Here is a 24,592-nt window from a genome sequence, read left to right as displayed (position 1 = left end):
CCCTCTGTGAGGAATCTGACCGCGGGAGCCCCGCGCGTACTCCCCGGGGAGTACGCGCGGCGCGCGCGAAGGGGTCAGACGGTGTCGAGGGCGTCGATGATGCGGTTCATCGACGCGCCCAGCGCCCACTGCTCAGCGAGGGATGCGGCATCCGCCTTGCCCGGCTCGGTGAGTGGTCGCAGACGCGGGTCGGGCACGTCGAGCGGGAGGTCGCGCACGACGGCCACCACTTGAGGCGCGACGGCGAGATAGGGCAGGCCCGCGAGCAGCTTGGAGCGCACGCCCGCGGACATGCCCTCACCGAGCTCGGCCGCGGCGACGATCCCGGCGAGATCGCCGTGGGTCGCCAGGAGCCCGGCGGCGGTCTTCTCGCCGATCCCGGCGACGCCGGGCAGCCCGTCGGACGAGTCACCCCGGAGTGTGGCGAAGTCCGCGTACTGCGAAGGAAGGACGCCGTACTTGGCGACCACGGACGCATCGGTGAGCACCTCGAGGTTGCTCATGCCGCGCGCGGTGTAGATCACGCGGACATCGCGCTCGTCGTCGACGAGCTGGAAGAGATCGCGGTCGCCCGTGACGATGTCGACCGGCATGGTCGCGGCGGAGGCGAGGGTGCCGATGACGTCGTCGGCTTCGTGGGCGGTGGCGCCGACGATGCGGATTCCGAGGGTGTCGAGCGCCGCGCGGATGACGGGAACCTGCACCTCGAGCGGATCTGGCACCTCTTCGACGTCGGGTCCGCCCGCGACGACCTCGGCGACGCGATGCGTCTTGTAGGTCGGGATGAGGTCGACGCGCCACCGCGGTCGCCAGTCGTCGTCCCAGCATGCGACGAGGTGTGTGGGGCGGTAGGTCGTGACGAGCCGCGTGATGATGTCGAGGAACCCGCGGACGGCGTTGATGGGTGTGCCGTCCGGCGCGCGGACGGTGTCGGGCACCCCGTAGAACGCGCGGAAGTACAGGGATGCGGAGTCGAGCAGCATGAGGCGGTCGGTCACGCGTTCATCCTGGCATGCGCCGCCGACGTGCACCCGGGCCACGTGAACGCGACGGCCGGTGGCGCGGGCGGCCCGGCCGCGATTCTCACGCGCCCCGCTACCCTCCGTTCACCTGCCGGACCAGCCGCGGTCGCACGGCGGGACCCATCGCGTTCACGTCCGCCGCTCACCGTGGGGAGACAGCGCTGGGCCCGATCGTGAGGCCCAGCCGGGAGGAGGCGCCGCATGGGTCGCGAGGATGTGCTGGCGTGGGTCGAGTCGCCGCTGCAGCTCGTCGGCGCCGCGGAGTGGGCGGCAGCCCACCGCATGACGATCCCTGTCGCGGGACGGCTGACCCCGCAGATCTCGGCCACCGCGGACGAGCTGCTGTCGCGCGGCGCGCAGTTCGGCGAGCTCGAGCCGTATCTCGGCATCCCGTGGAGCCTGCTCGCCCGCCACCGTCACTGGCTCGTCGGCGACGGTTTCTCGGGTCAGTTCCGGCTCGCCGCCTCGGTGCTCCGCCCGGGCCGCATCACCTTCCTCGACGACGGCGCCCACGCGGTCGCGTACGCCGACACGCTGCTCGGTCGCCGTCCGTACGCCCGCCCGAACATCGCGGAGCGGGGACTCACCACGATCGTCGCTCCGTTCGCCGCCGAGCTGGTGCATCGCCGCGCCGCCGCGCGTCGCGCGGGGATGTTCACCGCGTTCGACCTCGGCGCCGACCGCCTCGACGCGCTCGCGGACCACGGGTTCGGCATCCGTCGCCACGACTTCTCGTGGACGCGTCGGAGCGCGCCCGCCTCGCCCGAGCTCGGCCGCCGCGTCGTGCTCGGCAGTGCGCTGCCGGTCGATGGACGGATGCTGCTGCTCGACTATGTGCGGTGGGTGCGGGATGCCGCGGCCGACGGCGCCGTGTATCTCCCGCACCGTCGCGAGACGGCCGAGCAGCTGGACGCGGTCTCGACCGTGCCGGGCCTGCGCATCCACCAGAGCGGACTGCCCGTCGAGCTCGTGCTCGCCGGCGCCCGTGGTCCGCTCGACGTGCACACGCTGCCGTCGAGCACCACGACGACGCTCCCGCTCGTGCTCGCGGGCACGGGAGCGACCGTGCGCACGGGTCGCGCCCGGCGCTCGGCCCGGACGGGGGCGGCATGAGCGAGGTCGTCGCCATCATCCCCGCGCGCGGAGGCTCGAAGGGCGTCCCGCGCAAGAACCTGCAGCGCGTCGGCGGTGTGCCGCTGGTCGCCCGCGCGGTCGACGCTGCGCGGCGCTGCTCCGCGATCGACCGGGTGGTCGTGACGACCGACGACGCCCACATCGCGGCGGTCGCGGCCGAATGGGGTGCCGAGGTCGTCGAGCGTCCGGCCGACCTCTCCGGCGACCTCGCGAGCAGCGAGAGCGCACTCGTGCACGCCCTCGAGACACTCGAGGCGCGCAAGGTCGACGTCGGCGTCCTCGCGTTCCTGCAGGCGACCTCGCCGTTCATCGACGTCGACGCGCTCACCGCGGCCGTGCAGCTCGTGCGCTCGCGCCGCCGCGACAGCGTCTTCTCGGCCGTCGAGACGTACGGCTTCCTGTGGGAGAAGGGCGTCGGCAGTGCCGCTGAGCCGATAGGCCACGAGATCGACGTGCGCCCGCGTCGCCAGGACCGCGAACCGCACTACCTGGAGACGGGCGGCTTCTACGTGATGCGGGCGGCGGGGTTCCGCGCGGCGAACCACCGCTTCTTCGGCAGCGTCGGCATCGCCGAGGTGGCGCCGCGGACCGCGATCGAGATCGACACCCTCGACGAGCTGGAGCTTGCGCGCACTCTCGCGCCCCTCGTCGACCGCGATGCGTTCGGCGCCCGCGCGGGGGCGATTCCCGTCGACGCCGTCGTGACCGACTTCGACGGCGTCCACACCGACGACACCGTGCACGTCGACCAGAACGGCGTCGAATCCGTCACCGTGAGCCGATCCGACGGCATGGGGGTCGGGATGCTGCGAGCCGCCGGAATTCCGTTCCTCATCCTCTCGACCGAGTCGAACCCCGTCGTCACCGCCCGCGCGCGCAAGCTCGGCGTGGACGTGCGACAGGCCGCGGCCGACAAGGCGGCCGTCCTGCGCGAGTGGGCCGACCAGCAGGGCATCCCGTTGGCGCGGATCGCGTACCTCGGAAACGACGTCAACGATCTGCGGTGCCTCGAGCTCGTGGGCTGGCCCATCGCCGTTCCCGACGCACACCCCCTCGTCCTCTCCAGCGCGCGCGTCGTGCTCGACCGCCCCGGCGGCGCCGGCGCGGTGCGCGACCTCGCCGAGCGCGTGCTCACCGGCAGGTCGGCGACGGCGGTCGCCACCGCGCTCCGGCCCTCCGTCGCGCCGGTGCGAGCCCCAGCATCCGATCACCCCGCAGCACCACAGGAGGCCTCATGACCGTCACCATCGGATCCCGCGTCGTCGGGGGCGGACGCCCCGCGTACGTCATCGCCGAGATCGGACTGAACCACAACGGCGACGTCGACCTCGCGAAGCGACTCATCGACGTGGCGGCCGACGCCGGCGCCGATGCGGTCAAGTTCCAGAAGCGCACCCCCGAGATCGCCACGCCCGAGCACATGCGCGACATGCCGCGCGACACCCCATGGGGTCGCATGACATACCTCGACTACCGGCGCCGCGTCGAGTTCGACCGCGAGCAGTACATCGAGATCTCCGATCACGCACTGCTGCGCGGCCTCGAGTGGTTCGCGTCGCCGTGGGACGTGCCGAGCGTCGCGTTCCTCGAAGACCTGGGCGTCGTCGCGCACAAGGTCGCGTCCGCGTCGCTCACCGATGTCGAGCTGCTCCAGGCGCTGCGCGACACCGGCAAGCCGATCATCCTGTCGACCGGCATGTCGACGATCGACCAGATCGACGCCGCGATCGACGTCCTCGGCACCGACCGCCTCGTGCTCCTGCACGCGACCTCGACGTATCCGATGGAGCCGGAGGAGGCCAACCTCCGCATGATCCCGGCGCTGCGTGACCGCTTCCCGGGCGTGCCCGTCGGCTACTCCGGCCACGAGCGCGGCCTCCAGATCTCGCTCGCGGCCGTCGCCCTCGGCGCCGTCGCGGTGGAGCGGCACATCACGCTCGACCGCACCATGTGGGGCTCAGACCACGCCGCCTCGCTCGAGCCCGCGGGCCTGCAGCACCTGGTGCGCGACATCCGTGTCATCGAGGCGGCCCTCGGCGACGGTGTGAAGCGCGTGTACCCGGGCGAGCTCGCGCCCATGGCGAAGCTGCGTCGCGTTCCCGCGTGAGTCCCGGCACGTCAGACGGCGGGCGGCCTCGCGTCGTCGCGATCGCCGACACCGACTCCTACGTGAAGTGGGCGGCCGCCCTCCTCGGCGGAGTCGGAGAGCGATGGGATGCCTCGCTCCTCGTGCTCGAGACGCCGCTCGTGGTCAGCGACGCCCAGCTCGCCTCCGCGCTCGGCGGGAGCGGGCTGGGGGAGGACCGCGTCGAGCGGATCGCGTACGCGGTCCTGGCGGCCCGGCTCGCCGAGCTGCGGGCGGACGTCGTCGTGATCGGGGCACGCGGACCGCTCGTGCGCGTGCTCGCCCGCGATCTCGCGGCTCTCGAGCCGCGGCCGGTCGTGGTGACGGGGCTTCCGGGCATCTCGATCCCCGCAACGCGCAAGGCCGTCGTGTACCGGCTGCAGTCCGACCTGTTCGTCGTGCACTCGCGCCGCGAGGTGCGGGAGTTCGGCGCGCTGTCGGCTCGCACCGGGTACGCGCACCGTTACGCCCTCGCGACGCTGCCGTTCGCCCGGGGTGCCGTGACGGCCGGCGGCACCCGCCCGGATGTCGAGGGCACCGACCTCGTGTTCGCCGCCCAGGCGAAGGTCCCGGCCGAGCGGGAGGACCGGCTGCGCATCTCGCGCATGCTCGTGCGCGCGGCCGCGGCGGATCCGTCACGGCGCGTCGTGGTGAAGCTGCGGGCCGCGTCGGGCGAGCACCAGACGCACGCCGAGCTCGACGGTTACCCCGAGCTGCTCGCCTCGCTCGGGCCGCTGCCGGCGAACCTCGTCACCTCGACGCAGTCGATGGGCACTGCTCTGGCGACGGCCGGGGGACTCGTCACCGTGAGCTCCACGGCGGCGATCGAGGCGATCGCGCGCGGTATCCCCGTCATCGCCCTCGACACGTTCGGCGTCTCACCGCGCCTCATCAACGAGACGCTCGCCGATGCCGACCTGCTCGCGAGCGAGGAGGACGTCGTCGCACGGCGGTTCCGGCATCCGGATCCCGAGTGGCTCGACGAGAACTACTTCCACGCCCCCGAGGCCGACGACTGGACCGCGCAGGTCGACGCGCTGCTCGCGCAGCGGTCGGCGGGGCGGCTTCCGGCGCGCGCGGCTGTGGTGCGCCGCGGCGGGGCGCTGCGCGACGCGTGGGAGCGAAAGGTCGCCCTCGGCCGCAGTGACACGTCCGCCTCGGGCGCCGTCGCCTACGCCGTAGGTGTGCCGCTTCGCGCCGTGGCGCGGCTGGCGAAGCGGGCGCGCCGCCGGCTCGCCGGAGCGGTTCAGCAGCCGGGGCCGGTCGGATCCTCGACGCAGGTGCGGTCCACGAGCGCGGTGCGCACCTCGACGACCCGTACGCCGTAGCCGGCCGCCTCGGCCCGGACCACGCCCGGAACCGTCCGCCACGTGCCGCTTCCGAAATCGACGGATGCCTCGTACTCGACCGTCACCGACACCGGATACGTCCCGCGGGCCCGGTACGCGTGGCTGGTCGCGGTCGGCGTGAACTGCCCCTGCCCGAGCGCCGTCCACGACGCGCCCCCCGTGCTCGCGCGCGTGGTCGTGCCGTCGCCGTTGTCGAACACGTAGGCGACTGGGACGAACCGCACCGTCACGTCCCAGCCGAGGACCGTGCCCGGGATGCGCTGCTCGGATGCCGAGGCCAGCAGGTTCGTCGGCATGCCGACCACGCCGAAGCCGGCGGGCTCGCCGCCGAGCGTCGGCTGCGCGGGCCGGAAGGAGGCGAGATCAGCGAGGGTCACGTCCGGCGGGCCGGCGACGACGTAGTTCTCACACCGGTTGAGCGGGCCGCAGTCCTCCGGCTCCGCAGGCGCTTCGGGCCGGGGGGCAGCGCCTGGGTTGGATCGAGGCTCATTGTCGACTGCTTCACCGCCAGAGCCTTTTTGTGTATCAGTGCCGGACACGACCGCTTCCTTGTCCGTCGTGTACGAGCAGAGGCCCGCTTGCAGCTGGGAGGCTGTGCAGCCGTTGGATGTAGCGGATCCCATGGCTGGCGCGAGTGACAGTGCGAATGTCGTGATTGCCGCAACTATCAGCATGTCTGATCGTCCGCCACGGCGCTCGCGGACACTGCTAGACCGTCGTTGATTGGGGTGAACACGATCTCGAGTGCCAGGACAGGGGGTCTGTCCGAAGGGGTGACGTCGGTGCCGTCAGAATCCACGACGCGAGAGTTGGAGACGTCGAGACATACCACCGCAGTGACCTCACCCAGATCGTTCGCGAAGTTCGTTCCAGCGAATCGGGTCATTTCTGCGTCGCCGACGATCGAGCGTTCTTGCTCCGCGAGGATACTCTGCGTGTCCAGTTCCGACTCCAGTGCCTGCCCGATCAGGAAGTCGGTCGGGGACGGAGTTGCTGCGGGATCCGCATGTCGCGCGTTCAGCGCATCGACGTACGCGCGGTACGTCTCCTCCGCCGCCGCGAACGCTTCTTCCTCGCTCGAGAACGCGGGAGTCGGCGTGGGTTCCACCGGCTCCGGTGTGGTGCACCCGGCGAGGGCGAGTGCGAGCAGCCCGCTGAGCACTGCCGCCGTCACCCGAGTCGTCACGCCCCCACGGTAGCCGCCGGCGTCGACGCTCCGACCGAGTTATCCACAGCGCGTGCGAAGAAGCCGGCGATCGCGTCCGGGGGGTGTCGCGGATCGCCGGCTCCGGGCGGGTCGGTGAGACCGCCCCTCGTGCCCTCCGGGCGTCGGGCACGAGGGGCGGTCCCGGGCGACTCATCGCCTGCAGGGGTTTCGCGGAGGGGACCGGGATTCCCCTTCACCGCGATGCGTCCAGGCTAGAAGGCCGTCCTGGGAGATCCCTATCGCCGGGCCATACGAACGCCGGGCGCTGGCCGTGCAGCCGCTGGGCTGTCATCATGACGCCATGCGCCTCGCCGGACCCGTCGCCTCGTTCGTGCTCGTCGCCTCGCTCGCCGCGCTGAACGGCTGCGCGTCGTCCCAGCCCGTGATCGCGCCGGTCACCCGCGAGGTAGGCGACCTTCAGGGCCAGACCGTCGAACTCGAGGTCGGGCAGGTGCTGAACATCGACACCGGCGACCTCGCCGTCGACAGTTACAGCGGCGTCGTCTCCGATCCGTCCGTCGCGGAGTTCACAGCTGGTCGCGAGGAGGGCGGTGCGACGTACAACCCGGGGGTCGAAGGGCTCGCCGAGGGATCGACGAAGGTGGTGCTGTCGAACGAGGACGGCGGCATCCAGGACGTCACCTTCACCGTGGAGGTCGCCGGCTGATGCGGCACGGCTACGGCCGGGAGCCGGCATCCGGGCGTAGTCTCATGCGATGACCTCCGCCGCGAGCCGGACCGAGCTTCGTGGGCTCCTGGACGAGCTGCACGACGCGGCCATGGTGCGCATCGCCGCGATCGACGAGACCCTCGAGGAGCTGCGCGCCGATCGGGGCTCCGACGTCGCCGACGACGAGCACGACCCCGAAGGCGTGACCCTGTCGGGGGAGTGGTCGCGGGCCGTCGCCCTCGAGGAGGCCGCACGCCGGGAGATCGCCGAGATCGACGAGGCCGTCAGGCGCTGGGAGGACGGCACCTACGGCGTCTGCGTCGACTGCGGTCGCGGGATCCCGATCGCGCGTCTTCGCGTGCGTCCGTTCGCGACCCGCTGCGTGTCGTGCGCCGAGAAGGCCGGCGTCTGACGTGTCGTTCGGCGCCGCGGCATCCCGTGCTGCCCGTGACGGCTTCCCGCGCGTCGCGGATGCGGATCCCTGTCCGTGCGGCAGCGGCGATCGCTTCGACGGATGCTGCGCCCCCGCGCTTCGCGGAACACCGGCTCCGACCGCTGAGCGCCTGATGCGCTCGCGCTACACGGCATTCGTCGTCGGCGACGCCGTGTATCTGCACGACACCTGGCACCCGGGCACGCGCCCCGCAGAGCTGACGCTCGACCCGCAGCAGCGCTGGAGCGGGCTCGAGATCGTCGACGCCGTGGATGGGGGCGAAGGCGACCAGCGAGGTGTCGTCGAGTTCCGCGCTGCCTGGCGCCACGGCCGCGACCGCGGCGTGCTGCGCGAGCGGAGCCGCTTCGTGCGGCAGGACGGGCGCTGGTGGTACCTCGACGGCCGGATCGATCCGACCTGACCCGTCCCGAGGGTCCCGAGCGCCGATAGCGTGGCAACCATGACCACTCAGGCTGAGAAAGCACAGACCCTCGCCCGACTGCACGCCGCCCCCGAGATCCTGCGCGTGGTGAACGTGTGGGACGCGGTGTCGGCCCGCACCGTCGCCGCCCTCCCCGAGACCCGCGCCATCGCGACGGCCGGCCACTCGATCGCCGCGACCTTCGGCTACCCCGACGGGCAGATCCCGCTCGAGACGATGCTCGACATGGTCGGCCGCATCGTCGAGGCCGTCGGCGACCTGCCGGTGAGCACCGACCTCGACGCAGGGTACGGCGATCCGGGCGAGACCGTGCGTCGCGCCATCGGCAAGGGCGTCGTCGGCGCCAACGTCGAGGACCGCCTCGTGCCGCTCGCCGAAGCCGTCGCCAACGTCGAGGCGATCATCGCGGCCGGTGCCGCGGAGGGCGTGCCCTTCGTCCTGAACGCCCGCACGGACGCGTTCGTGCGCGCCGGCAAGCGCCCGCTCGAGGAGTCGATCGCCGACGCGATCGAACGCGGCCGCGCCTACCTCTCCGCCGGTGCCGACCTCGTGTTCGTGCCCGGCATCCTCAACGCCGACATCACCCGGCAGCTCGTCGAGGGGATCGGCGAGCGCAAGATCAGCGTGATCGGCCTGCCCGGCGCCCTGTCGGCGAGGGAGTACGAGGCGCTGGGTGTCGCCCGCATCTCGTACGGCCCCATGACGCAGCGCGTCGCCCTGACAGCGCTGCAGGATGTCGCCGCCGAGCTCTACGCGGACGGCGTCATCCCCGCCTCCACGCGCGCGCTGAACTGACCCGTACCTCGTCCGATCGGCCCGCGGGAATCCCCGCGGGCCGATCGCCGTTGTGCCCGGCATGGAGGCCGCACCCGTCGACGTCGTCGTGATCGGCGCGGGGCAGGCAGGACTTTCCGCCGCCTATCATCTGCAGCGCCGCGGCTTCGTCCCGCTCGAGCGCGCGGACGCCACGGATCAGACCTTCCTCGTGGTCGACGCGAACCCGGAGCCCGGGGGAGCGTGGCAGCATCGCTGGCCCTCGCTGCGCATGGCGACGGTGAACGGCATCCACGAGCTGCCCGGGTTCGCGGTGCCGCCGGCGGACCCGACGGCCGCGAGCCGCGACATCCTTCCCGCGTACTTCGCGGAGTACGAGGACCGCTTCGCTCTCGACGTGCTCCGGCCGGTGCAGGTGAAGGCGGTGCGCCGCGCCGACGACGACCCCAGCGGCCGGCTGGTGGTGGAGACCGACCGCGGCGCGTGGGCCACGCGCTTCGTGATCAACGCGACGGGTACGTGGACGCGTCCGTTCTGGCCGCGGTACCCCGGTCAGGAGCGGTTCCGCGGACGGCAGCTGCACGTCGGCGACTACGTCTCGGCCGAGGAGTTCCGCGGCAAGCGCGTCGTCATCGTCGGCGCGGGAGTCTCTGCGGTGCAGCTGCTGGACGAGATCTCCCATGTCGCCGACACCTTCTGGGTGACGCGCCGCGAACCGGAATGGGCCGAGGAGGACTTCGACATCCCGGCCAGGGTGGCCGCCATCGCCGGCGTCGAGGATCGCGTCCGCCGTGGCCTCCCGCCCGGCAGCGTCATCTCGGTGACCGGCATGCACTGGACGCCGTGGGCGCGGGCCGCCGAGGCGCGCGGCGTGCTGGTACGGCATCCGATGTTCGCCTCGATCGAAGAGGACGGGGTCCGCATGCCCGACGGCGCGTTCGAGCGCGCCGACGTCATCCTGTGGGCCACCGGGTTCCGGCCCGCGCTCGACCACCTCGCGCCGCTGCGCCTGCGCACGCCCGAGGGCGGATTCCGTGTCGAGAACGGGCGCTCGATCGACGAGCCGCGCCTGTTCCTCATCGGCTACGGCCCGTCGCAGTCGACGGTGGGTGCGAACCGCGCGGGCCGTGACGCGGTCCGTGCGATCGTCGCCGATCCCGTCGCGCTCGCCGCCTAGGCTCGAGGGTGTGACGCTGCTCGCCGTACTGCTGTTCCTGAACGCCGCCTTCAACATCCTGGTCTGGCCGACGTTCTACCGCCGGGTCGCGAAGGACCCCCGCGCCCACGATGCGCAGGGCAAGGCGACCCGCTTCCTCGTCGTGCACGCGGTGCTCATCGCCATCGCGCTGGCGCTGGCGGCGGCGTCCGTCATCGCGGGCATCGCCGCGCTCGTCGCGTGATGCGCGACACAGCGGCCGCGGCGTAGCGTGGAGCGCACGACGAAGGGGGACTCATGGCCCGCATCCTGATCTTCGGCGGCCACGGCCGGGTCGCGCTGCTGCTGGAACCGCTGCTCGCGGCGCAGGGGCACACCGTGACGGCCGTCATCCGCAACGCCGACCACGAGGCCGATGTCGCCGCGACCGGCGCGCAGCCGCTCGCGGCCGACATCGAGGCGCTCGATGTCGACCAGCTCACGAACATCGTCGCCGGCAACGACGTCGTGATCTGGTCCGCGGGGGCCGGCGGCGGCAACCCGCTGCGCACATATGCGGTCGATCGCGATGCCGCCATCCGCTCGATGGAGGCCGCTCTGGCCGCCGACGTGCTGCGCTACGTGATGGTGTCGTGGATCGGCTCGCGGGCCGATCACGGCATCGCGCCGGACGCGTCGTTCTTCCCGTACGCCGACGCCAAGTGGGCGGCCGACGCACATCTCGCCGCGAGCGCGCTCGACTGGACCATCCTCGCGCCGGGTACGCTCACGCCGGATCCGCCCACCGGGCGCATCGCGCTCGATCCGGATGACGGCGGCGCTGTCGCGCGTGCCGACGTGGCCGCGGTGATCGCCGCGACCATCGCGGACGACACGACGATCGGTCGGACCATCCGGTTCGGCGGCGGCGACGAGGTCATCGGCCACGCGATCGCGGGCTGAATCAGTCCTCGCTGGAGTGCAGGCCGCGGCGGGCCGAGAGCAGGGTCACCTCGGGGTGGTCGGCGACGAGGCGCTCGGCGTGGTCGAGCACGTCGCGCACGTGCGACGACCCCGACGCCACGATCGAGACGCCGATCCTGGCTCGGCGATGCAGGTCGTGCTCGCCGACCTCGGCGGCGGCCGCCTCGGTGCGCCTGCTCAGCTCGGCGATGAGCGGGCGCAGCACGCTGCGCTTCTCTTTGAGCGAGCGGACGTCGCCGAGCAGCAGGTCGAACTCCATCCATCCGATCCACATGGGTCCATCGTGCCAGCGGCCTTCGGCAGGCGCCCGCCGTTCTAGGCTCGTGTCATGCGCGCCACCGTCATCCACGCTGCCCGGGACATCCGTGTCGAGGACGTCCCCGACCCCGCCCTGTCCACCGGCGCCGACGCGATCGTGCGCGTCGTGGCCGCCTGCGTGTGCGGCTCCGACCTGTGGCCGTACCGCGGCGTCACGCCCACGCCCGAACCGCACCGCATCGGCCACGAGTTCGTCGGCATCGTCGAGGAGGTGGGCGCCGACGTCGAGGTGGTGCGCCCCGGCGACTTCGTGATCGCGCCGTTCTACGTATGCGACGGCACCTGCGCGAACTGCCGCAACGGCGTGAGCACGTCGTGCCTGAACGGCGGATGGTGGGGCAGCGACGACCGCTTCGGCGGCTTCGCCGACGGCGGCCAGGGCGAGCGCGTGCGCGTCCCGCTCGCCGACGGCACCCTCGCCGTCGTTCCGGGGCCCGTGGCCGATGCCGAGGTCCCGGGCCTGCTGACCCTCAGCGACGTCATGGGGACCGGCCATCACGCCGCGGTCTCCGCGGGCGTCGGTCCGGGCGATTCGGTCGCCGTCGTGGGCGACGGCGCAGTCGGCCTCTGCGCGATCATCGCGGCCAAGCGCCTCGGAGCCACCACGATCATCGCGATGTCGCGGCACCCGCAGCGGCAGGCGCTCGCGCGCGAATTCGGCGCCACGCACGTCGTCGAGGAGCGTGGCGACGCCGGCGTCGAGGCGGTGCGCGCGCTCACCGGCGGCATCGGGGCCGACCGCGTGCTCGAGTGCGTCGGCACCAAGGAATCGATGGACCAGGCGCTGCGCTCGACGCGCCCCGGCGGGATGGTCGGCTACGTCGGCGTGCCGAACGGCGGACCCGAGCTGCCGGTACGGCAGATGTTCAACCGCAACGTGGGCGTGAACGGCGGCGTCGCACCGGTGCGCGGCTACATCGAGGAGCTGCTCCCCGACGTCCGTTCGGGCGCGATCGAACCGGGCCGCGTGTTCGACCTCGAGCTCCCGCTCGAGGACGCCGCGGAGGCCTATGCTGCGATGGACGAGCGCCGCGCGACGAAGGTGCTGCTGCGGCCCTGAGTGCGTCTCGCGGCCCGTCGGCACACGGGGCCGCGATTCGCGACGCGCCCGCGCGCCTGCGTGTGGGAGGGTGTTCGTGCGGTAGAACAGCAGGAAGTCGAAGGGAACCCGGACCGTGAAGCTGATCAAGCGCATCGTCGTGGTGCTCGTCATCGCGTTCGCGGCGTTCTACCTCATCACCCGCCCGCAGGACGCGGCGAACGCGGTGCAGGGCGCGGTCGGCGCCGTCTGGGGCGCCGGTGTCGCCGTGGTCGACTTCTTGACGGCTCTCGCACAGGGCTGAGCATGTTCGATCCGCGGATCGAGAAGCACCTGATCTCGGATCAGGGAGAGCACGTCGTCGACGAGGTCCGCAAGCACTGGGCCGCCACGGTCTCGGCGGTGCTCGAGTTGTTCGGCGGCATCGTCGTGCTCCTTCTCGGCTTCTTCGTGCCGGCGCAGGCGTGGTGGGTGCCGGCGCTGCTGGGCGGCGCGGTGACCGTGCACGCGATCTGGCGGATCTTCGAGCAGCACACCGACCGCTTCGTCATCACGAACATGCGGGTCTTCCGCGTGCACGGCATCCTGTCGCAGCGCATCGCGACGATGCCCCTCGCGCGGATCCTCGACATCTCCGTCTACAAGCCCCTCGTCGGCCGCATCTTCGGCTACGGCCACTTCGTGTTCGAGTCGGCCGCGCAGGAACAGGGGCTTCGTGAGATCAAGTACGTCGGCGATCCCGACCAGCGCGGTCTCACGATCCAGCGCGTGATCCAGCAGGCGGGCCTGCGCGGCGCCGCGGGTCGAGGCGACCAGTTCGCCGGTGCGCCGTTCGCTGCCCCGGCACCGCCGCGACCGGAGCCCCCGGCATCGATCACCGTCGTGCCGGTCTCCGACGACCGCAACCCGACCGCTCCGGTTCCCGATGTGCGGCACGGGTCCACGACATCGGGGTGGGACTGGCTCGCCGATGCGCAGCGCCGCGAGGATGAGCGGCTGGCTCAGCTGCGCGGAGAGGCCACCTCGTCGCCGGCGCCCTTCGACCCCGACCGCACGAACACCGCGCCGATCGAGCTTCCCCGCTGATCCGAGCGGGATGCCGAGGGCGAGGGACCGGGCATTTCGGGGCGATCGGGAACATCGCGAGCGACCCGGTCGTTCTGATACCCTGGAGCGTCACTCGTGTGGCTGTTTCGCCACGCCTGAGTGCCGGCTCGCGCCGGTGACCGGGCCCGCAAGGGTCCGAGTGGCATCGCAAGAAAATCCGCTTCGCCTCGGCTCGAGGCATCCGTTCGCGCTCGCGCGGGGGGAAGCCGCTGAAAGCCGGGGCCCGACACACAACCCCAACAAGGACAACCCACTACATGACTACCGCAACGACCGCCCCGGCCACCAAGCAGGTCGCGATCAACGACATCGGATCTGCCGAGGACTTCCTGGCCGCGGTCGAGAAGACCCTGAAGTTCTTCAACGACGGCGACCTCATCGAGGGCACCGTGGTGAAGATCGACCGCGACGAGGTCCTCCTCGACGTCGGTTACAAGACCGAGGGCGTCATCCCCTCGCGTGAGCTCTCCATCAAGCACGACGTCGACCCCAACGAGGTCGTCAAGGTCGGCGACGAGGTCGAAGCCCTCGTTCTCCAGAAGGAGGACAAGGAAGGCCGCCTCATCCTCTCCAAGAAGCGCGCTCAGTACGAGCGTGCGTGGGGCGACGTCGAGAAGATCAAGGAGAACGACGGTGTGGTCACCGGCTCCGTGATCGAGGTCGTCAAGGGTGGTCTGATCGTCGACATCGGCCTGCGTGGCTTCCTCCCCGCATCGCTCATCGAGCTCCGCCGCGTCCGCGACCTCACGCCGTACCTCGGCCAGGAGATCGAGGCGAAGATCCTCGAGCTCGACAAGAACCGCAACAACGTCGTGCTGTCGCGCCGCGCCCTGCTCGAGCAGACGCAGTCCGAGTCGCGCACCACGTTCCTCAACAACCTCCACAAGGGCCAGGTCCGCAAGGGCACGGTCTCGTCGATCGTCAACTTCGGTGCGTTCGTCGACCTCGGTGGCGTCGACGGTCTCGTCCACGTCTCGGAGCTCTCGTGGAAGCACATCGAGCACGCGTCCGAGGTCGTCGAGGTCGGCCAGGAGGTCACCGTCGAGATCCTCGAGGTGGACCTCGACCGCGAGCGCGTCTCGCTGTCGCTGAAGGCGACGCAGGAGGACCCGTGGCAGGTCTTCGCCCGCACCCACGCGATCGGTCAGGTCGCGCCGGGCAAGGTCACCAAGCTCGTTCCGTTCGGCGCGTTCGTCCGCGTCGCGGACGGCATCGAGGGCCTCGTGCACATCTCGGAGCTGTCGGGCAAGCACGTCGAGCTCGCCGAGCAGGTCGTGTCGGTCGGCGAAGAGGTCTTCGTCAAGATCATCGACATCGACCTCGAGCGTCGCCGCATCTCGCTCTCGCTCAAGCAGGCGAACGAGTCGGTCGACCCGCACGGCACCGAGTTCGACCCCGCCCTCTACGGCATGGTCACGGAGTACGACGAGCACGGCGAGTACAAGTACCCCGAGGGCTTCGACCCCGAGACCAACGCCTGGCTCGAAGGCTTCGACGAGCAGCGCGAGAAGTGGGAGCAGGAGTACGCCGCCGCCCACGCTCGCTGGGAGGCCCACAAGGCTGCCGTCATCAAGGCCCTCGAGGCCGAGGCCGCCGCTCCGGTCGAGACCGGCGCGTCCTCGTACTCGTCCGACAGCGGCCCCGCGGGCACGCTGGCTGACGACGAGGCCCTCGCCGCCCTCCGCGAGAAGCTCTCGGGTCGCTGATCCTGAGCTGAGCCGCCCGGTTCGCTGAACCGTCTGGTTCGAAAGGCCGTCACCACCGCTTCTGCGGGGGTGGCGGCCTTTCGCGTTTCCGGGCGTCGGAGGTCCCCGGTACCGTCGCTCTGTGCCAGTGAATCCTCACGCCGCGCGATGTCTCGTGGACGACGACGGCTGCCGCGGTCCCGTGGCTGCGGATGCGCCGGTCGCGCTGTGCGAGGCGCACCTCGCGGCGGCGGGGGAGTGGGCGGACGCCCAGTACGGCGTCACCGACGCGCTGCCCTCGCCGTGCCGGCTGTGCGGCTCGCGGCTGGGGGTCCGCTATCCGTCGGGCTGGCTGTGCGCGGTGTGCGAGTGGCGCTACGGCGACCTGCCCGACGACGACATCGCACCGCCGCGCGTCGACGTCGTGTACTACCTGCGCTACGACGACCGCGTGAAGATCGGAACGAGCGGGAATCCACGGCAGCGCTTCGGCGCCATCTGGCATGACGAGCTGCTGGCGTTCGAGCGCGGCGGGCGCGCGCTCGAGCAGCGGCGGCACGTGCAGTTCGCGGCGGATCGGTTCCCGGGCACGGAGTGGTTCCGTCGCTCCGACGCGCTCACCGCGCACATCGCCGTGCTCGCGGCCGGCGTCGACGATCCGTGGCAGCTGCATGCGCGGTGGCTGAGCGAGGCGCTCGCGGCACGCGGGTGACGCCGTACGCTCTGCGAGAACGAGGGAGGATCCTCCAGCACCTTCCGAGGAAGCGCGCCTAGCGTGAGGATCCACCCCGCACTCGCAGACGACGGAGCAGCACATGGGATTCCTCGACCGACTGTTCGGAAGCACGGATGACGCGCGCCAGGCGCCGCCCGTTCCGCAGAACCGCTACGGCGCCCAGGGGCCGGGCATGCAGCCGCCCCGGAGCGAGGACGAGATCGCCATCGAGCGCTACCGGTACCTGCTCAAGACCGCGCCGCCCGAGACGATCGAGCAGGTGCACGCCGAGGCCTTCGCGAAGCTGACGGAGCCGCAGCGCCAGCAGGTGCTCGCCGAGCTCTCGGCGGGGCTCCCTCGGCAGGAGCAGCCGCGTTCGACGGATCCGCGGGCGATGGCCCGCGCGGCGACCCGCGCGGAGTACACCGACCCCGGTTTCATGGAGCGCACGCTGGGTCCTCAGCGCCAGGGTCCTTCCTTCGGCTCCATGCTCGGCTCGTCGATCCTCGGCACGGTGGTCGGCTACGTCATCGGCTCGGCTCTGGTGAGCTCGTTCCTGGCGCCCGGCTTCGCCGACGACCAGGGCTACGAGGACGCCTCCACCGCCGACGGCGGCTCCGGCGAGACGGGCCCCGCGGACGCGGGCGCCGACTCGGGGGCCGGCTGGGGCGGCGACCCGGGCTCGGGCTGGGGCGGCGACGCCGCAGCCGGCGACATGGGCGGATTCGGGGACTTCGGCGACTTCGGCTTCTGACCCGGCGCCGGGCGATCGGGCCCCGCGTTCGCGCACCCGGTGGGCGGCGCCGAGCGCGCCGTTCGGGCGCAGGGGTGCGGCATCCGTTACCGTCGCGGTATGAGCGCCGCGACGCCGGGCGAGCCGGGAGCGCCTGCGGCGCGATCCCGCACGGGCGGGACCGCGCCGGAGGGAGCCGACCGCACGCGCGGTCGCACCGCGATGCTCAACCAGCTGCTGCTGACCGCAGTGGTGTTCGTCCTCGGGGTGCTCGTGGCGATCGGGCCGTTCGGCGGCGAGCAGCTGCTGTTCTTCCTGGGGGTCGTCCTCGTGGTCGCAGTGACGGCCGCCACGCTCGTGGTGCCCTGGGGTCGCCTGCCGTACGGGTGGGTCGCCGTGGTTCCCTCCGTCGACATCGTCGCCATCACCCTCATGCAGATCGCAGCGCCCGACACGGTGCTGGGACTGCTGTGGATCTTCCCCGCGACCTGGCTCGCCGGCGGGTTCGGGCTGCTCGGGCTGTTCGGCGTGATCGTGGCGATCGCGGGGATCGTCAGCGTGCTGACGGCGCTCAGCGCCACCGAGGTCACGTACCGGACGTTCCTGCTGCCGCTCGTGATCGTCGCCGTCGCCGCCACCAGCCACCTCAACGCGCGCCGGTCGGACGCGCAGCGCATGCTGCTGGCCAAGCAGTCGGCACTGCTGGCGAGCGTGCTCGCGCGCACCCGGCGTCAGGAGCAGGTCGTCACGGAGGTGCTGGACGCCGTCGACTTCGGCGTGGTGCGGATGGGCACGAGCGGCCGCGTCGCGGTCACGAACGAGGCCCACGGCAGGCTCCTGCAGGGGTTCGAGCTCGACCCCGACGGCATCGAGGTGCCGGCCTTCCGCGATGACGGCACCTCCCCGCTGCCGCCCGACGAGCTCCCCCTCGAACGTGCGCGCCGCGGCGAGGCGTTCGACGACCAGGTGGTGTGGTTCGGGGCAGAGCCCGGACCGCGCCGGGCGCTCACGATCACCGCGCGTCGCCTCATCGATCCCGACGGCGCCGACGCCGGTGCCGTGGTCGTCTCGCGCGACGTGACCGCCGAGCTCAGCGCCCTCCGCGCGCGCGACGACCTGGTGGCCTCGGTGTCGCACGAGCTGCGGACGCCGCTCACCTCGATCCTGGGCTATCTCGACCTCGCCATCGAGGATCCCGACACCCCCGACGCGGTGCGCGCCAGCCTCGACGTGGCCGAGCGCAACGCGGAGCGACTGCTGCGCATCGTGGCCGACATCCTCGCCGCGTCGAGTTCGTCGCCGTCGTCGGTCGAGGCATCCCTCGCCCCTCAGCTCCTCGATGCGCGAGACCTCATGCGCGGCGCGGCGGCCGACGCCCTCCCGCGGGCCGCCGCCCGGGCGATCACGATCGACGAGACGGGCCTCGAGCCCGCGACCGCGTGGGCCGACCCGCTGCGGCTGCGGCAGGTCGTCGACAATCTCGTGTCGAACGCCATCGCCTACAACAAGGACGGCGGCACGGTGTTCGTCGGCACGACGACCGACGGCACGTCGAGCTGGATCCTGGTGCGCGACACCGGCGTGGGCATCTCGGACGCCGACCGTTCGCGTCTCTTCCAGCGCTACTACAAGGCGGGAGGCGAGCGCAGATCGGGTACCGGCCTCGGCCTCGCGATCACCCGCGACATCGTGCGCGCGCACGGCGGCGAGCTCGCGCTCCACAGTGCGCCCGGCGTCGGCTCCACCTTCATCGTGAAGCTGCCCGCGGTCGCCCCGGAAGGAGAAGAAGGATGACCCTCGATCTGGCGAGCGTGCTCATCATGACCGCTCTGGTCGTCAACGTCAGCGGCGTGCTGTTCATCCTCGAGACGCTGTTGCGACGGGACGAGGGCGCGGGGCGCATCTGGGCGATCGCCTTCCTCGCGGCGATGCTCACCACCCTCGCGTACACGATCTGGGTGCAGTCGGAGGGCGCGTGGTGGGCGATCGCCGTCGGCAACGCGGCGTTCGTCGCGGGCACCGGCTGCATGTGGCTGGGATGCCGCCGCTTCAACGGGCGCGACATGCGCTGGTCGGCGATCCTCGTGGCCGTCGCGGTGACCGCCGCGGCCGCGGCCGTCGCCGTCGAGGGAGGGGCAGGCGGCGACTGGGCGGGCGCACTGTGGATGTTCGTGCCGCTGCTCGCCTTCGCCGGCGCAGGGGCGGTGGAGTGCCTCCGCGGCGACATGCGGGAGTCGCGGACGGCGTGGGTGCTGGGGGCGGTCCTCGGATTCCAGTCGCTGTACTACGTGTCGCGCACCACGGCCTTCGTGACCTCCGGCCCCGACAGCGCGCTGTTCGAGACCGCGTTCGGCACGATCAGCACGAGCTACCTCACCGTGACCCTCACGATCGTCGCCGTCGTCGTGACCTCGGTGCTCCGGGCGAGCCGTGCTCCGATGCGCGGGTACCTGCGAGAGACCCGGGCCGTGGACGAGGAGCAGGGCATCCTCACCGAGGGCTCCTTCGCTGTCGTGCTCGAGAGCATGTGCCGGCGTGCCGAGCGGCGCCTGGAGCCGATCGCGGTGACCGCCGTGCGCCTGGACGACCTCGACCAGATCTCCACGGCGTTCGGCAGCGACGTCGCCGGGGCACTGGCGGCGACGTGGCGCACCGGCGTGCGCGACCACGCGCCGACGAACGCCGTCGTGGGGCAGGACGGCCACACCGGGCTCGTCGTCGGTCTGGCTGTCTCGTCCGCGCAGGAGGCGCGCCGGCAGGCGGGCGCGATCTACCGAGGCCTCTTCGACGACCTCGGCAAGGTCGGCGGGGGAGTGATCCCCGTTGTCGGCGTCGGCGTCGCGCTCAGCGAGACGGCCGGCTACGACTCCGCCGAGCTCATCCGCGTCGCGCGCGAGGCGGCGAGCCGCGCAGCCGCGAACGTCGAGACGTCGGTGCTCGTCGACGAGGGCGAGTAGCGGCATCCGTGCGCCGCCGCGGAGCACGTGTCAGGCGGTGAGCCGATAGCCGACGCCGCGGACGGTCTCGATCCACCGGGGCTGCGAGGGCGACTCGCCGAGTTTGCGCCGGAGGTTCGCCATGTGCACTTCGATCGCGCGGGCGTCACTGTCGGAGACGAAGTCACTGACCGCGTACTGGTCGCCGCGGAGCATCAGGGCGAGATCGGACTTCGCGCGCACGCGCCGGCCCGCCATGAGCAGGTCGGCGAGGATGTCGAACTCGCTGCGCGTCAGCTCGACATCCTCGTCGTCGACGGTGACGAGGTGCGTCGAGGCGTTCAGGCGCAGCCCGTGGTGCTCGATCCACACGCCCTCGGGCGGGGCGTTCTCGCTCTGGCCGTCGGGGTCGGCCGGCGCCACGTGCCGCGGCCGGCGCAGCATGGCGTCGATGCGGGCACGCAGCTCGCGCGGACGGAACGGCTTGGCGACGTAGTCGTCGGCCCCCGCCTCGAGGCCCTGGAGGGCGTCGATCTCCTCGGTACGGGCGCTGAGCATCACGATGTAGGTCGAGCTGATGGCCCGGATGCGCTTGGCGGTCTCGAAGCCGTCCATGCCGGGCATGTTCACGTCGAGCGTGGTCACCAGCGGACGGTGCTCGCGAACGAGTTCGACGCCGTCCGCGCCGTTGGCCGCGCCGTGCACCTCGAAGCCCGCCTGGGCGAGCACGGTCGACAGGAGAGAACGGATGTCTTCCTCGTCCTCGATCACCACCGCGACGCGCGCTTCTTCCACCGATGCACCCTCCGGGTCCGGTGCCGTCGACGGACCATGGACGTCGGTCATGATATCCCAGAACGCGCTTCGGAACGGGTGCGGCAGGCCGTCGACGATCACGGAATGCGACCGTGGGCGGCTCGGGCCAGGTGCCTCTGCTCGCGGGCGTCCGCAGCCCCGCCGGTTGGACGGGCCGCGCGGAGGGCGGGAGTCTTCCCCACGACCCGCCCTGCGCGCGTCCTCCGTGCACGGACCAGGGCCGCAATCGTCCCCACGCACGCGGCCCTTCCGTACCTCAAGACGATCCGGCTGGTGCAGCGGGGCGGTGCCGCGTCGGGCGCCACGATGTCGCGTCCGGCGTTCATCTCCCGCCCTCCCCAGTGCCACACGGGTGGATCTGTCCTTCGGGTGCCCCGAGGCTACCTCCGGTGCCTCAACGCCCGCTCAGGCCCGCCTCAGGAACCGCGCAGGCTTGCAGGGGACCGCGCCCCGCCGCTTCAGTGCGGCGTGGCATGCTCGAACCATGCCGCTCGTCGCCCTCACCGGAGGCATCGCCTCGGGAAAGTCCACGATCGCCCGTCGTCTCGCGGAGCACGGCGCCGTCGTCGTCGACGCCGATCAGCTGGTCCGCGAGGTGCAGCAGCCGGGCTCTCCCGTGCTGGCTGCGATCGCCGAGACCTTCGGGGAACGGATGCTGCGCCCCGACGGATCCCTCGATCGCGCGGCCCTCGGCAGCCGGGTGTTCGGCGACGAAGCGGCGATCGCGCAGCTCAACCGGATCGTCCACCCCGCCGTCCGAGCCGAGTCGGCGCGCCGCTTCGAGGAGGCGTTCGCCGCCGATCCCGACGCTGTCGTCGTCTACGACGTGCCGCTGCTCGTCGAGGCGCGTGTCGACGACCCCTGGCAGCTCATCGTCGTGGCGCACGCGCCCGAGGACGTCCGCCTCGGGCGCCTCGTCGAGCTGCGCGGCATGACCGAGACGGACGCGACCGCCCGCCTCGCGTCGCAGGTGCCCGACGACGCGCGCCTGCGGATCGCCGATGTCGTGATCGACACCGCGGGTTCGCTCGAGAGCACCCGGCGCCAGGTCGACGCGCTGTGGGACTCGCTCGACGAGCACGTCGCGCAGCGCACCGCACGAACGTAGCCTGGAGACGGATCGAGGAGGTACCCGATGGCCGTGTTCTCGAGGTTCCGGCGCCGCAAGACGCCCTATGGTGCGACGACCGACGAGGAGCGCATCGCGCGCTACGTCTATCTCCTCAACACCCTCCCCGCGTCCGTGATCGAGAGCGCCCATGCGTCGGCCTTCGCCGACGTGCCTCCGGAGCGCCGGCGCGAGATGTTCGAGCGGCTGCGGCCGTTCCTCGCGGAGTCGGAACGCGATGCCGCCGCCGAGGATCCGACGGTCATCGCGCGGCTGGTCCGCCGAGCCGAGGAGCACAAGGCGCGCCGTGGCGAGAGCAGGGGAGCGGATGCGGCGGCCGCGGCCGTGACCGACCCCGCCCGCACGGCGGTCGACGCCCTGGACCGCGACCCGCGCGACGACGTCGATGTGCGCTCGATGCTCGTGAACGCCGGCGCACTGATCATCGTGGCGAACCAGTTCCTGCTGTCGAGCTCGGTGGCCGCGTACTACACCGTCGGTGCCGGATCCCTGCAGCTGGGCGACGGTCCCGCATGGATCGGCGACACGTACGACCCCGGCTCGGGCGGCTACGACGGCGGTGGTGGCGGGTTCGACGGCGGCGGCGGGTTCGACGGGGGCGGTTTCGGCGGCGGATTCGACGCCGGGGGCTTCGGCGGCGGGTTCGACGGCGGCGGGGGCTTCGGCGGCTGAGTCCCGCGCGGACAGCAGTCCGCGGCATCCGCTGGTCGCGAACGCCGCCCCGATGTCGGGGGTCGCGCCTACGCTGGATTGGTGCAGACCACTCGATCCGTGCGGCCGTTCGAGGTCGTGAGCGAATTCGCGCCGTCGGGCGACCAGCCCCAGGCGATCGCCGAGCTGGCGGCGCGCATCAACGCCGGCGAGACCGACGTCGTGCTGCTCGGCGCGACCGGCACGGGCAAGTCGGCGACGACGGCGTGGCTGGTCGAGGCCGTCCAGAGACCCACCCTCGTGCTGGCCCACAACAAGACGCTGGCCGCGCAGCTGGCGAACGAGTTCCGCGAGCTCATGCCGCACAACGCGGTGGAGTACTTCGTCAGCTACTACGACTACTACCAGCCCGAGGCGTACGTCCCGCAGACCGACACCTTCATCGAGAAGGACTCATCCGTCAATGCCGAGGTGGAGCGGCTGCGCCACTCGACGACGAACTCGCTGCTCAGCCGCCGCGATGTCGTCGTGGTGAGCACGGTCTCGTGCATCTACGGCCTCGGCGCGCCCGACGAGTACCTGCGGGCCATGGTGGCGCTGCAGGTCGGCGAGGTCTACGACCGCGACGCGCTCATCCGCAAGTTCATCGCGATGCAGTACAACCGCAACGACGTGGACTTCTCGCGCGGCAACTTCCGCGTGCGCGGCGACACCATCGAGATCATCCCGGTCTACGAGGAGTACGCGATCCGCATCGAGATGTTCGGCGACGAGATCGAGGCGCTGTTCATGCTCCACCCGCTCACCGGCGATGTGGTGCAGCGGCTCGACAGCGTGCCCATCTTCCCGGCGTCGCACTACGTCGCCGGCACCGAGACGGTGCAGCGCGCGATCGGCACGATCGAAGACGAGCTCGCGGACCGGCTCAAAGAGCTGGAGTCGCAGAACAAGCTGCTCGAGGCGCAGCGCCTGCGCATGCGCACGACCTTCGACCTCGAGATGCTGCAGCAGCTCGGGTTCTGCTCGGGCATCGAGAACTACTCGCGCCACATGGACGGGCGCGCGCCCGGCGAGCCGCCGCACACGCTGCTCGACTTCTTCCCCGACGACTTCCTCATGGTGATCGACGAGTCCCACGTCACCGTCCCGCAGATCGGGGCGATGTACGAGGGGGACGCCTCGCGCAAGCGCACACTCGTCGAGCATGGGTTCCGGCTGCCCAGCGCGCTCGACAACCGGCCGCTGCGGTGGGACGAGTTCAAGGACCGCGTCGGGCAGACGGTGTACCTGTCGGCGACTCCGGGCCGGTACGAGATGGGCATCGCCGACGGCGTCGTCGAGCAGATCATCCGCCCGACGGGCCTCGTCGACCCCGAGATCGTGGTGAAGCCCTCGAAGGGGCAGATCGACGACCTGCTCGAAGAGATCCGCCTCCGCGTCGAGCGCGACGAGCGCGTGCTCGTCACGACGCTCACCAAGAAGATGGCCGAAGAGCTCACCGACTTCCTGGGCGAGCACGGCGTGCGCGTGCGCTATCTGCACTCCGACGTCGACACGCTGCGCCGTGTGGAGCTGCTCAGCGAGCTGAGAGCGGGCGTCTACGACGTGCTGGTGGGCATCAACCTGCTGCGCGAGGGCCTCGACCTGCCCGAGGTCTCGCTGGTGTCGATCCTCGATGCCGACAAGGAGGGGTTCCTCCGCAGCGGCACCTCGCTCATCCAGACGATCGGTCGCGCGGCCCGCAACGTCTCGGGTCAGGTGCACATGTACGCCGACAAGGTGACCGATTCGATGGCCAAGGCCATTGAAGAGACCGACCGGCGTCGCGAGAAGCAGATCGCTTACAACACCGCCAACGGCATCGAACCCCAGGCGCTGCGCAAGCGCATCGCCGACATCACCGAGGTGCTCGCGCGCGAGGCGTCCGACACCGATCGGATGCTGCGGGGCAAGGCGGCAGCGAAGACCAAGTCCGGTGTCGGCAAGAGCCCGACCCCCCAGCTGCGGCGCGAGGGCATCGCGGCCGAGGGCGCGGAGCAGCTCGAGGCGACGATCGCCGACCTCAGCCAGCAGATGCTCGCGGCGGCCGGCGAACTGAAGTTCGAACTCGCCGCGCGGCTGCGCGACGAAGTGCAGGACCTCAAGAAGGAGCTGCGCGCCATGGAGCGCGCGGGTCACGCCTGAGGCC

General features: G+C 71.6%; 27 protein-coding genes. 22 read left to right on the top strand and 5 right to left on the bottom strand.

Translation table 11 applies throughout. The features are described 5' to 3' along the window. Positions 1 to 74: 74 nt before the first annotated feature. Positions 75 to 998 (bottom strand): 5'-3' exonuclease, encoded by a 924-nt coding sequence (locus J2Y46_RS15115; protein WP_310243351.1) that lies wholly within the window; start codon positions 996 to 998, stop codon positions 75 to 77. Between the two features lie 225 nt (positions 999 to 1,223). Here J2Y46_RS15115 and J2Y46_RS15110 point away from each other — a divergent pair, with 225 nt between their 5' ends. Genes J2Y46_RS15110 through J2Y46_RS15095 form a run of 4 tightly spaced genes read left to right on the top strand, consistent with a single transcriptional unit; the run spans position 1,224 to position 5,609 of the window. Further along, the gene (locus J2Y46_RS15110) at positions 1,224 to 2,135 is read left to right on the top strand and encodes a hypothetical protein (protein WP_310243349.1); all 912 of its coding nucleotides are present in this window, start codon (positions 1,224 to 1,226) and stop codon (positions 2,133 to 2,135) included. After that, positions 2,132 to 3,394, top strand: coding sequence for an acylneuraminate cytidylyltransferase (locus J2Y46_RS15105; RefSeq protein ID WP_310243347.1), 1,263 nt, complete (start codon positions 2,132 to 2,134; stop codon positions 3,392 to 3,394). The genes J2Y46_RS15110 and J2Y46_RS15105 overlap by 4 nt, the downstream gene beginning before the upstream one ends. Continuing rightward, on the top strand, positions 3,391 to 4,263 hold the full coding sequence (locus tag J2Y46_RS15100) for an N-acetylneuraminate synthase family protein (protein WP_045298896.1): 873 nt from the start codon (positions 3,391 to 3,393) through the stop codon (positions 4,261 to 4,263). The genes J2Y46_RS15105 and J2Y46_RS15100 overlap by 4 nt, the downstream gene beginning before the upstream one ends. Continuing rightward, positions 4,260 to 5,609, top strand: coding sequence for a DUF6716 putative glycosyltransferase (locus tag J2Y46_RS15095; RefSeq protein ID WP_310243344.1), 1,350 nt, complete (start codon positions 4,260 to 4,262; stop codon positions 5,607 to 5,609). Before J2Y46_RS15100 ends, J2Y46_RS15095 begins: the two co-directional genes overlap by 4 nt. On the opposite strand, the gene J2Y46_RS15090 is transcribed toward J2Y46_RS15095, so the two are convergent. Continuing rightward, positions 5,528 to 6,007 carry a hypothetical protein gene (locus J2Y46_RS15090; RefSeq protein WP_052676773.1) on the bottom strand — a complete coding sequence of 160 codons (480 nt, stop codon included), beginning with the start codon at positions 6,005 to 6,007 and terminating at the stop codon, positions 5,528 to 5,530. The genes J2Y46_RS15095 and J2Y46_RS15090 overlap by 82 nt on opposite strands. A gap of 290 nt (positions 6,008 to 6,297) precedes the next feature. Next, complete coding sequence (locus J2Y46_RS15085; RefSeq protein WP_157005505.1) at positions 6,298 to 6,816, bottom strand: hypothetical protein; 519 nt, start codon at positions 6,814 to 6,816, stop codon at positions 6,298 to 6,300. 322 nt (positions 6,817 to 7,138) lie between these two features. Between J2Y46_RS15085 and J2Y46_RS15080 the strand changes: the two genes are divergently transcribed. The 7 genes from J2Y46_RS15080 (at position 7,139) to J2Y46_RS15050 (ending at position 11,254) form a co-directional block, all read left to right on the top strand. Continuing rightward, a complete protein-coding gene (locus tag J2Y46_RS15080) occupies positions 7,139 to 7,504 on the top strand; it encodes a hypothetical protein (protein ID WP_045298891.1) in 366 nt (121 codons plus the stop codon). A 49-nt stretch (positions 7,505 to 7,553) separates the two neighbouring features. Next, positions 7,554 to 7,919 (top strand): TraR/DksA family transcriptional regulator, encoded by a 366-nt coding sequence (locus J2Y46_RS15075; RefSeq protein WP_084695559.1) that lies wholly within the window; start codon positions 7,554 to 7,556, stop codon positions 7,917 to 7,919. A gap of 1 nt (position 7,920) precedes the next feature. After that, positions 7,921 to 8,361 carry a YchJ family protein gene (locus tag J2Y46_RS15070; protein WP_045298888.1) on the top strand — a complete coding sequence of 147 codons (441 nt, stop codon included), beginning with the start codon at positions 7,921 to 7,923 and terminating at the stop codon, positions 8,359 to 8,361. Positions 8,362 to 8,400: 39 nt separating this feature from the next. Next, a complete protein-coding gene (locus J2Y46_RS15065) occupies positions 8,401 to 9,177 on the top strand; it encodes an isocitrate lyase/phosphoenolpyruvate mutase family protein (RefSeq protein ID WP_045298886.1) in 777 nt (258 codons plus the stop codon). A gap of 61 nt (positions 9,178 to 9,238) precedes the next feature. After that, positions 9,239 to 10,333, top strand: coding sequence for an NAD(P)-binding domain-containing protein (locus J2Y46_RS15060; protein WP_310243340.1), 1,095 nt, complete (start codon positions 9,239 to 9,241; stop codon positions 10,331 to 10,333). Between the two features lie 10 nt (positions 10,334 to 10,343). Next, complete coding sequence (locus tag J2Y46_RS15055) at positions 10,344 to 10,556, top strand: SCO4848 family membrane protein (protein ID WP_045298882.1); 213 nt, start codon at positions 10,344 to 10,346, stop codon at positions 10,554 to 10,556. A 53-nt stretch (positions 10,557 to 10,609) separates the two neighbouring features. After that, positions 10,610 to 11,254, top strand: coding sequence for an NAD(P)H-binding protein (locus J2Y46_RS15050; protein ID WP_310243339.1), 645 nt, complete (start codon positions 10,610 to 10,612; stop codon positions 11,252 to 11,254). A gap of 1 nt (position 11,255) precedes the next feature. Here the strand turns inward: J2Y46_RS15050 and J2Y46_RS15045 are convergent, their stop codons facing one another. Further along, the gene (locus tag J2Y46_RS15045) at positions 11,256 to 11,549 is read right to left on the bottom strand and encodes a DUF503 domain-containing protein (protein WP_045298878.1); all 294 of its coding nucleotides are present in this window, start codon (positions 11,547 to 11,549) and stop codon (positions 11,256 to 11,258) included. Between the two features lie 54 nt (positions 11,550 to 11,603). Here J2Y46_RS15045 and J2Y46_RS15040 point away from each other — a divergent pair, with 54 nt between their 5' ends. The 8 genes from J2Y46_RS15040 (at position 11,604) to J2Y46_RS15005 (ending at position 19,829) form a co-directional block, all read left to right on the top strand. After that, entirely contained in the window at positions 11,604 to 12,653 is a 1,050-nt protein-coding gene (locus J2Y46_RS15040; protein ID WP_045298876.1) for a zinc-dependent alcohol dehydrogenase family protein, read from the top strand. Positions 12,654 to 12,768: 115 nt separating this feature from the next. Then, positions 12,769 to 12,936, top strand: coding sequence for a hypothetical protein (locus J2Y46_RS15035; protein ID WP_157005503.1), 168 nt, complete (start codon positions 12,769 to 12,771; stop codon positions 12,934 to 12,936). Positions 12,937 to 12,938: 2 nt separating this feature from the next. Beyond that, positions 12,939 to 13,718, top strand: coding sequence for a PH domain-containing protein (locus J2Y46_RS15030; RefSeq protein ID WP_084695558.1), 780 nt, complete (start codon positions 12,939 to 12,941; stop codon positions 13,716 to 13,718). Positions 13,719 to 13,996: 278 nt separating this feature from the next. Beyond that, complete coding sequence (rpsA, locus tag J2Y46_RS15025) at positions 13,997 to 15,445, top strand: 30S ribosomal protein S1 (protein WP_045298874.1); 1,449 nt, start codon at positions 13,997 to 13,999, stop codon at positions 15,443 to 15,445. Positions 15,446 to 15,566: 121 nt separating this feature from the next. Next, complete coding sequence (locus J2Y46_RS15020; RefSeq protein WP_245619574.1) at positions 15,567 to 16,136, top strand: GIY-YIG nuclease family protein; 570 nt, start codon at positions 15,567 to 15,569, stop codon at positions 16,134 to 16,136. A 103-nt stretch (positions 16,137 to 16,239) separates the two neighbouring features. Continuing rightward, positions 16,240 to 16,893: a hypothetical protein gene (locus J2Y46_RS15015; protein ID WP_045298869.1), complete on the top strand. Its 654-nt coding sequence runs from the start codon at positions 16,240 to 16,242 to the stop codon at positions 16,891 to 16,893. 99 nt (positions 16,894 to 16,992) lie between these two features. Beyond that, positions 16,993 to 18,666, top strand: coding sequence for a cell wall metabolism sensor histidine kinase WalK (locus J2Y46_RS15010; protein WP_045298867.1), 1,674 nt, complete (start codon positions 16,993 to 16,995; stop codon positions 18,664 to 18,666). Continuing rightward, positions 18,663 to 19,829: a hypothetical protein gene (locus J2Y46_RS15005; protein ID WP_045298865.1), complete on the top strand. Its 1,167-nt coding sequence runs from the start codon at positions 18,663 to 18,665 to the stop codon at positions 19,827 to 19,829. Before J2Y46_RS15010 ends, J2Y46_RS15005 begins: the two co-directional genes overlap by 4 nt. A gap of 30 nt (positions 19,830 to 19,859) precedes the next feature. Here J2Y46_RS15005 and J2Y46_RS15000 read toward each other — a convergent pair whose 3' ends face one another. After that, positions 19,860 to 20,603 carry a response regulator transcription factor gene (locus J2Y46_RS15000; RefSeq protein WP_045299176.1) on the bottom strand — a complete coding sequence of 248 codons (744 nt, stop codon included), beginning with the start codon at positions 20,601 to 20,603 and terminating at the stop codon, positions 19,860 to 19,862. 505 nt (positions 20,604 to 21,108) lie between these two features. On the opposite strand from J2Y46_RS15000, the gene coaE reads away from it, so the two are divergent. The 3 genes from coaE to uvrB all read left to right on the top strand — a co-directional run bounded on the left by coaE (position 21,109) and on the right by uvrB (position 24,588). Beyond that, complete coding sequence (gene coaE, locus J2Y46_RS14995) at positions 21,109 to 21,732, top strand: dephospho-CoA kinase (protein ID WP_045298863.1); 624 nt, start codon at positions 21,109 to 21,111, stop codon at positions 21,730 to 21,732. 27 nt (positions 21,733 to 21,759) lie between these two features. Then, on the top strand, positions 21,760 to 22,425 hold the full coding sequence (locus tag J2Y46_RS14990; RefSeq protein ID WP_045298861.1) for a hypothetical protein: 666 nt from the start codon (positions 21,760 to 21,762) through the stop codon (positions 22,423 to 22,425). 81 nt (positions 22,426 to 22,506) lie between these two features. Beyond that, the gene (gene uvrB / locus J2Y46_RS14985) at positions 22,507 to 24,588 is read left to right on the top strand and encodes an excinuclease ABC subunit UvrB (RefSeq protein WP_045298859.1); all 2,082 of its coding nucleotides are present in this window, start codon (positions 22,507 to 22,509) and stop codon (positions 24,586 to 24,588) included. Positions 24,589 to 24,592: the final 4 nt, after the last annotated feature.

The organism is Microbacterium sp. BE35, from assembly GCF_031457705.1.
GTDB lineage: Bacteria > Actinomycetota > Actinomycetes > Actinomycetales > Microbacteriaceae > Microbacterium > Microbacterium trichothecenolyticum.
This window is presented reverse-complemented; position numbering and strand designations above follow the sequence as displayed.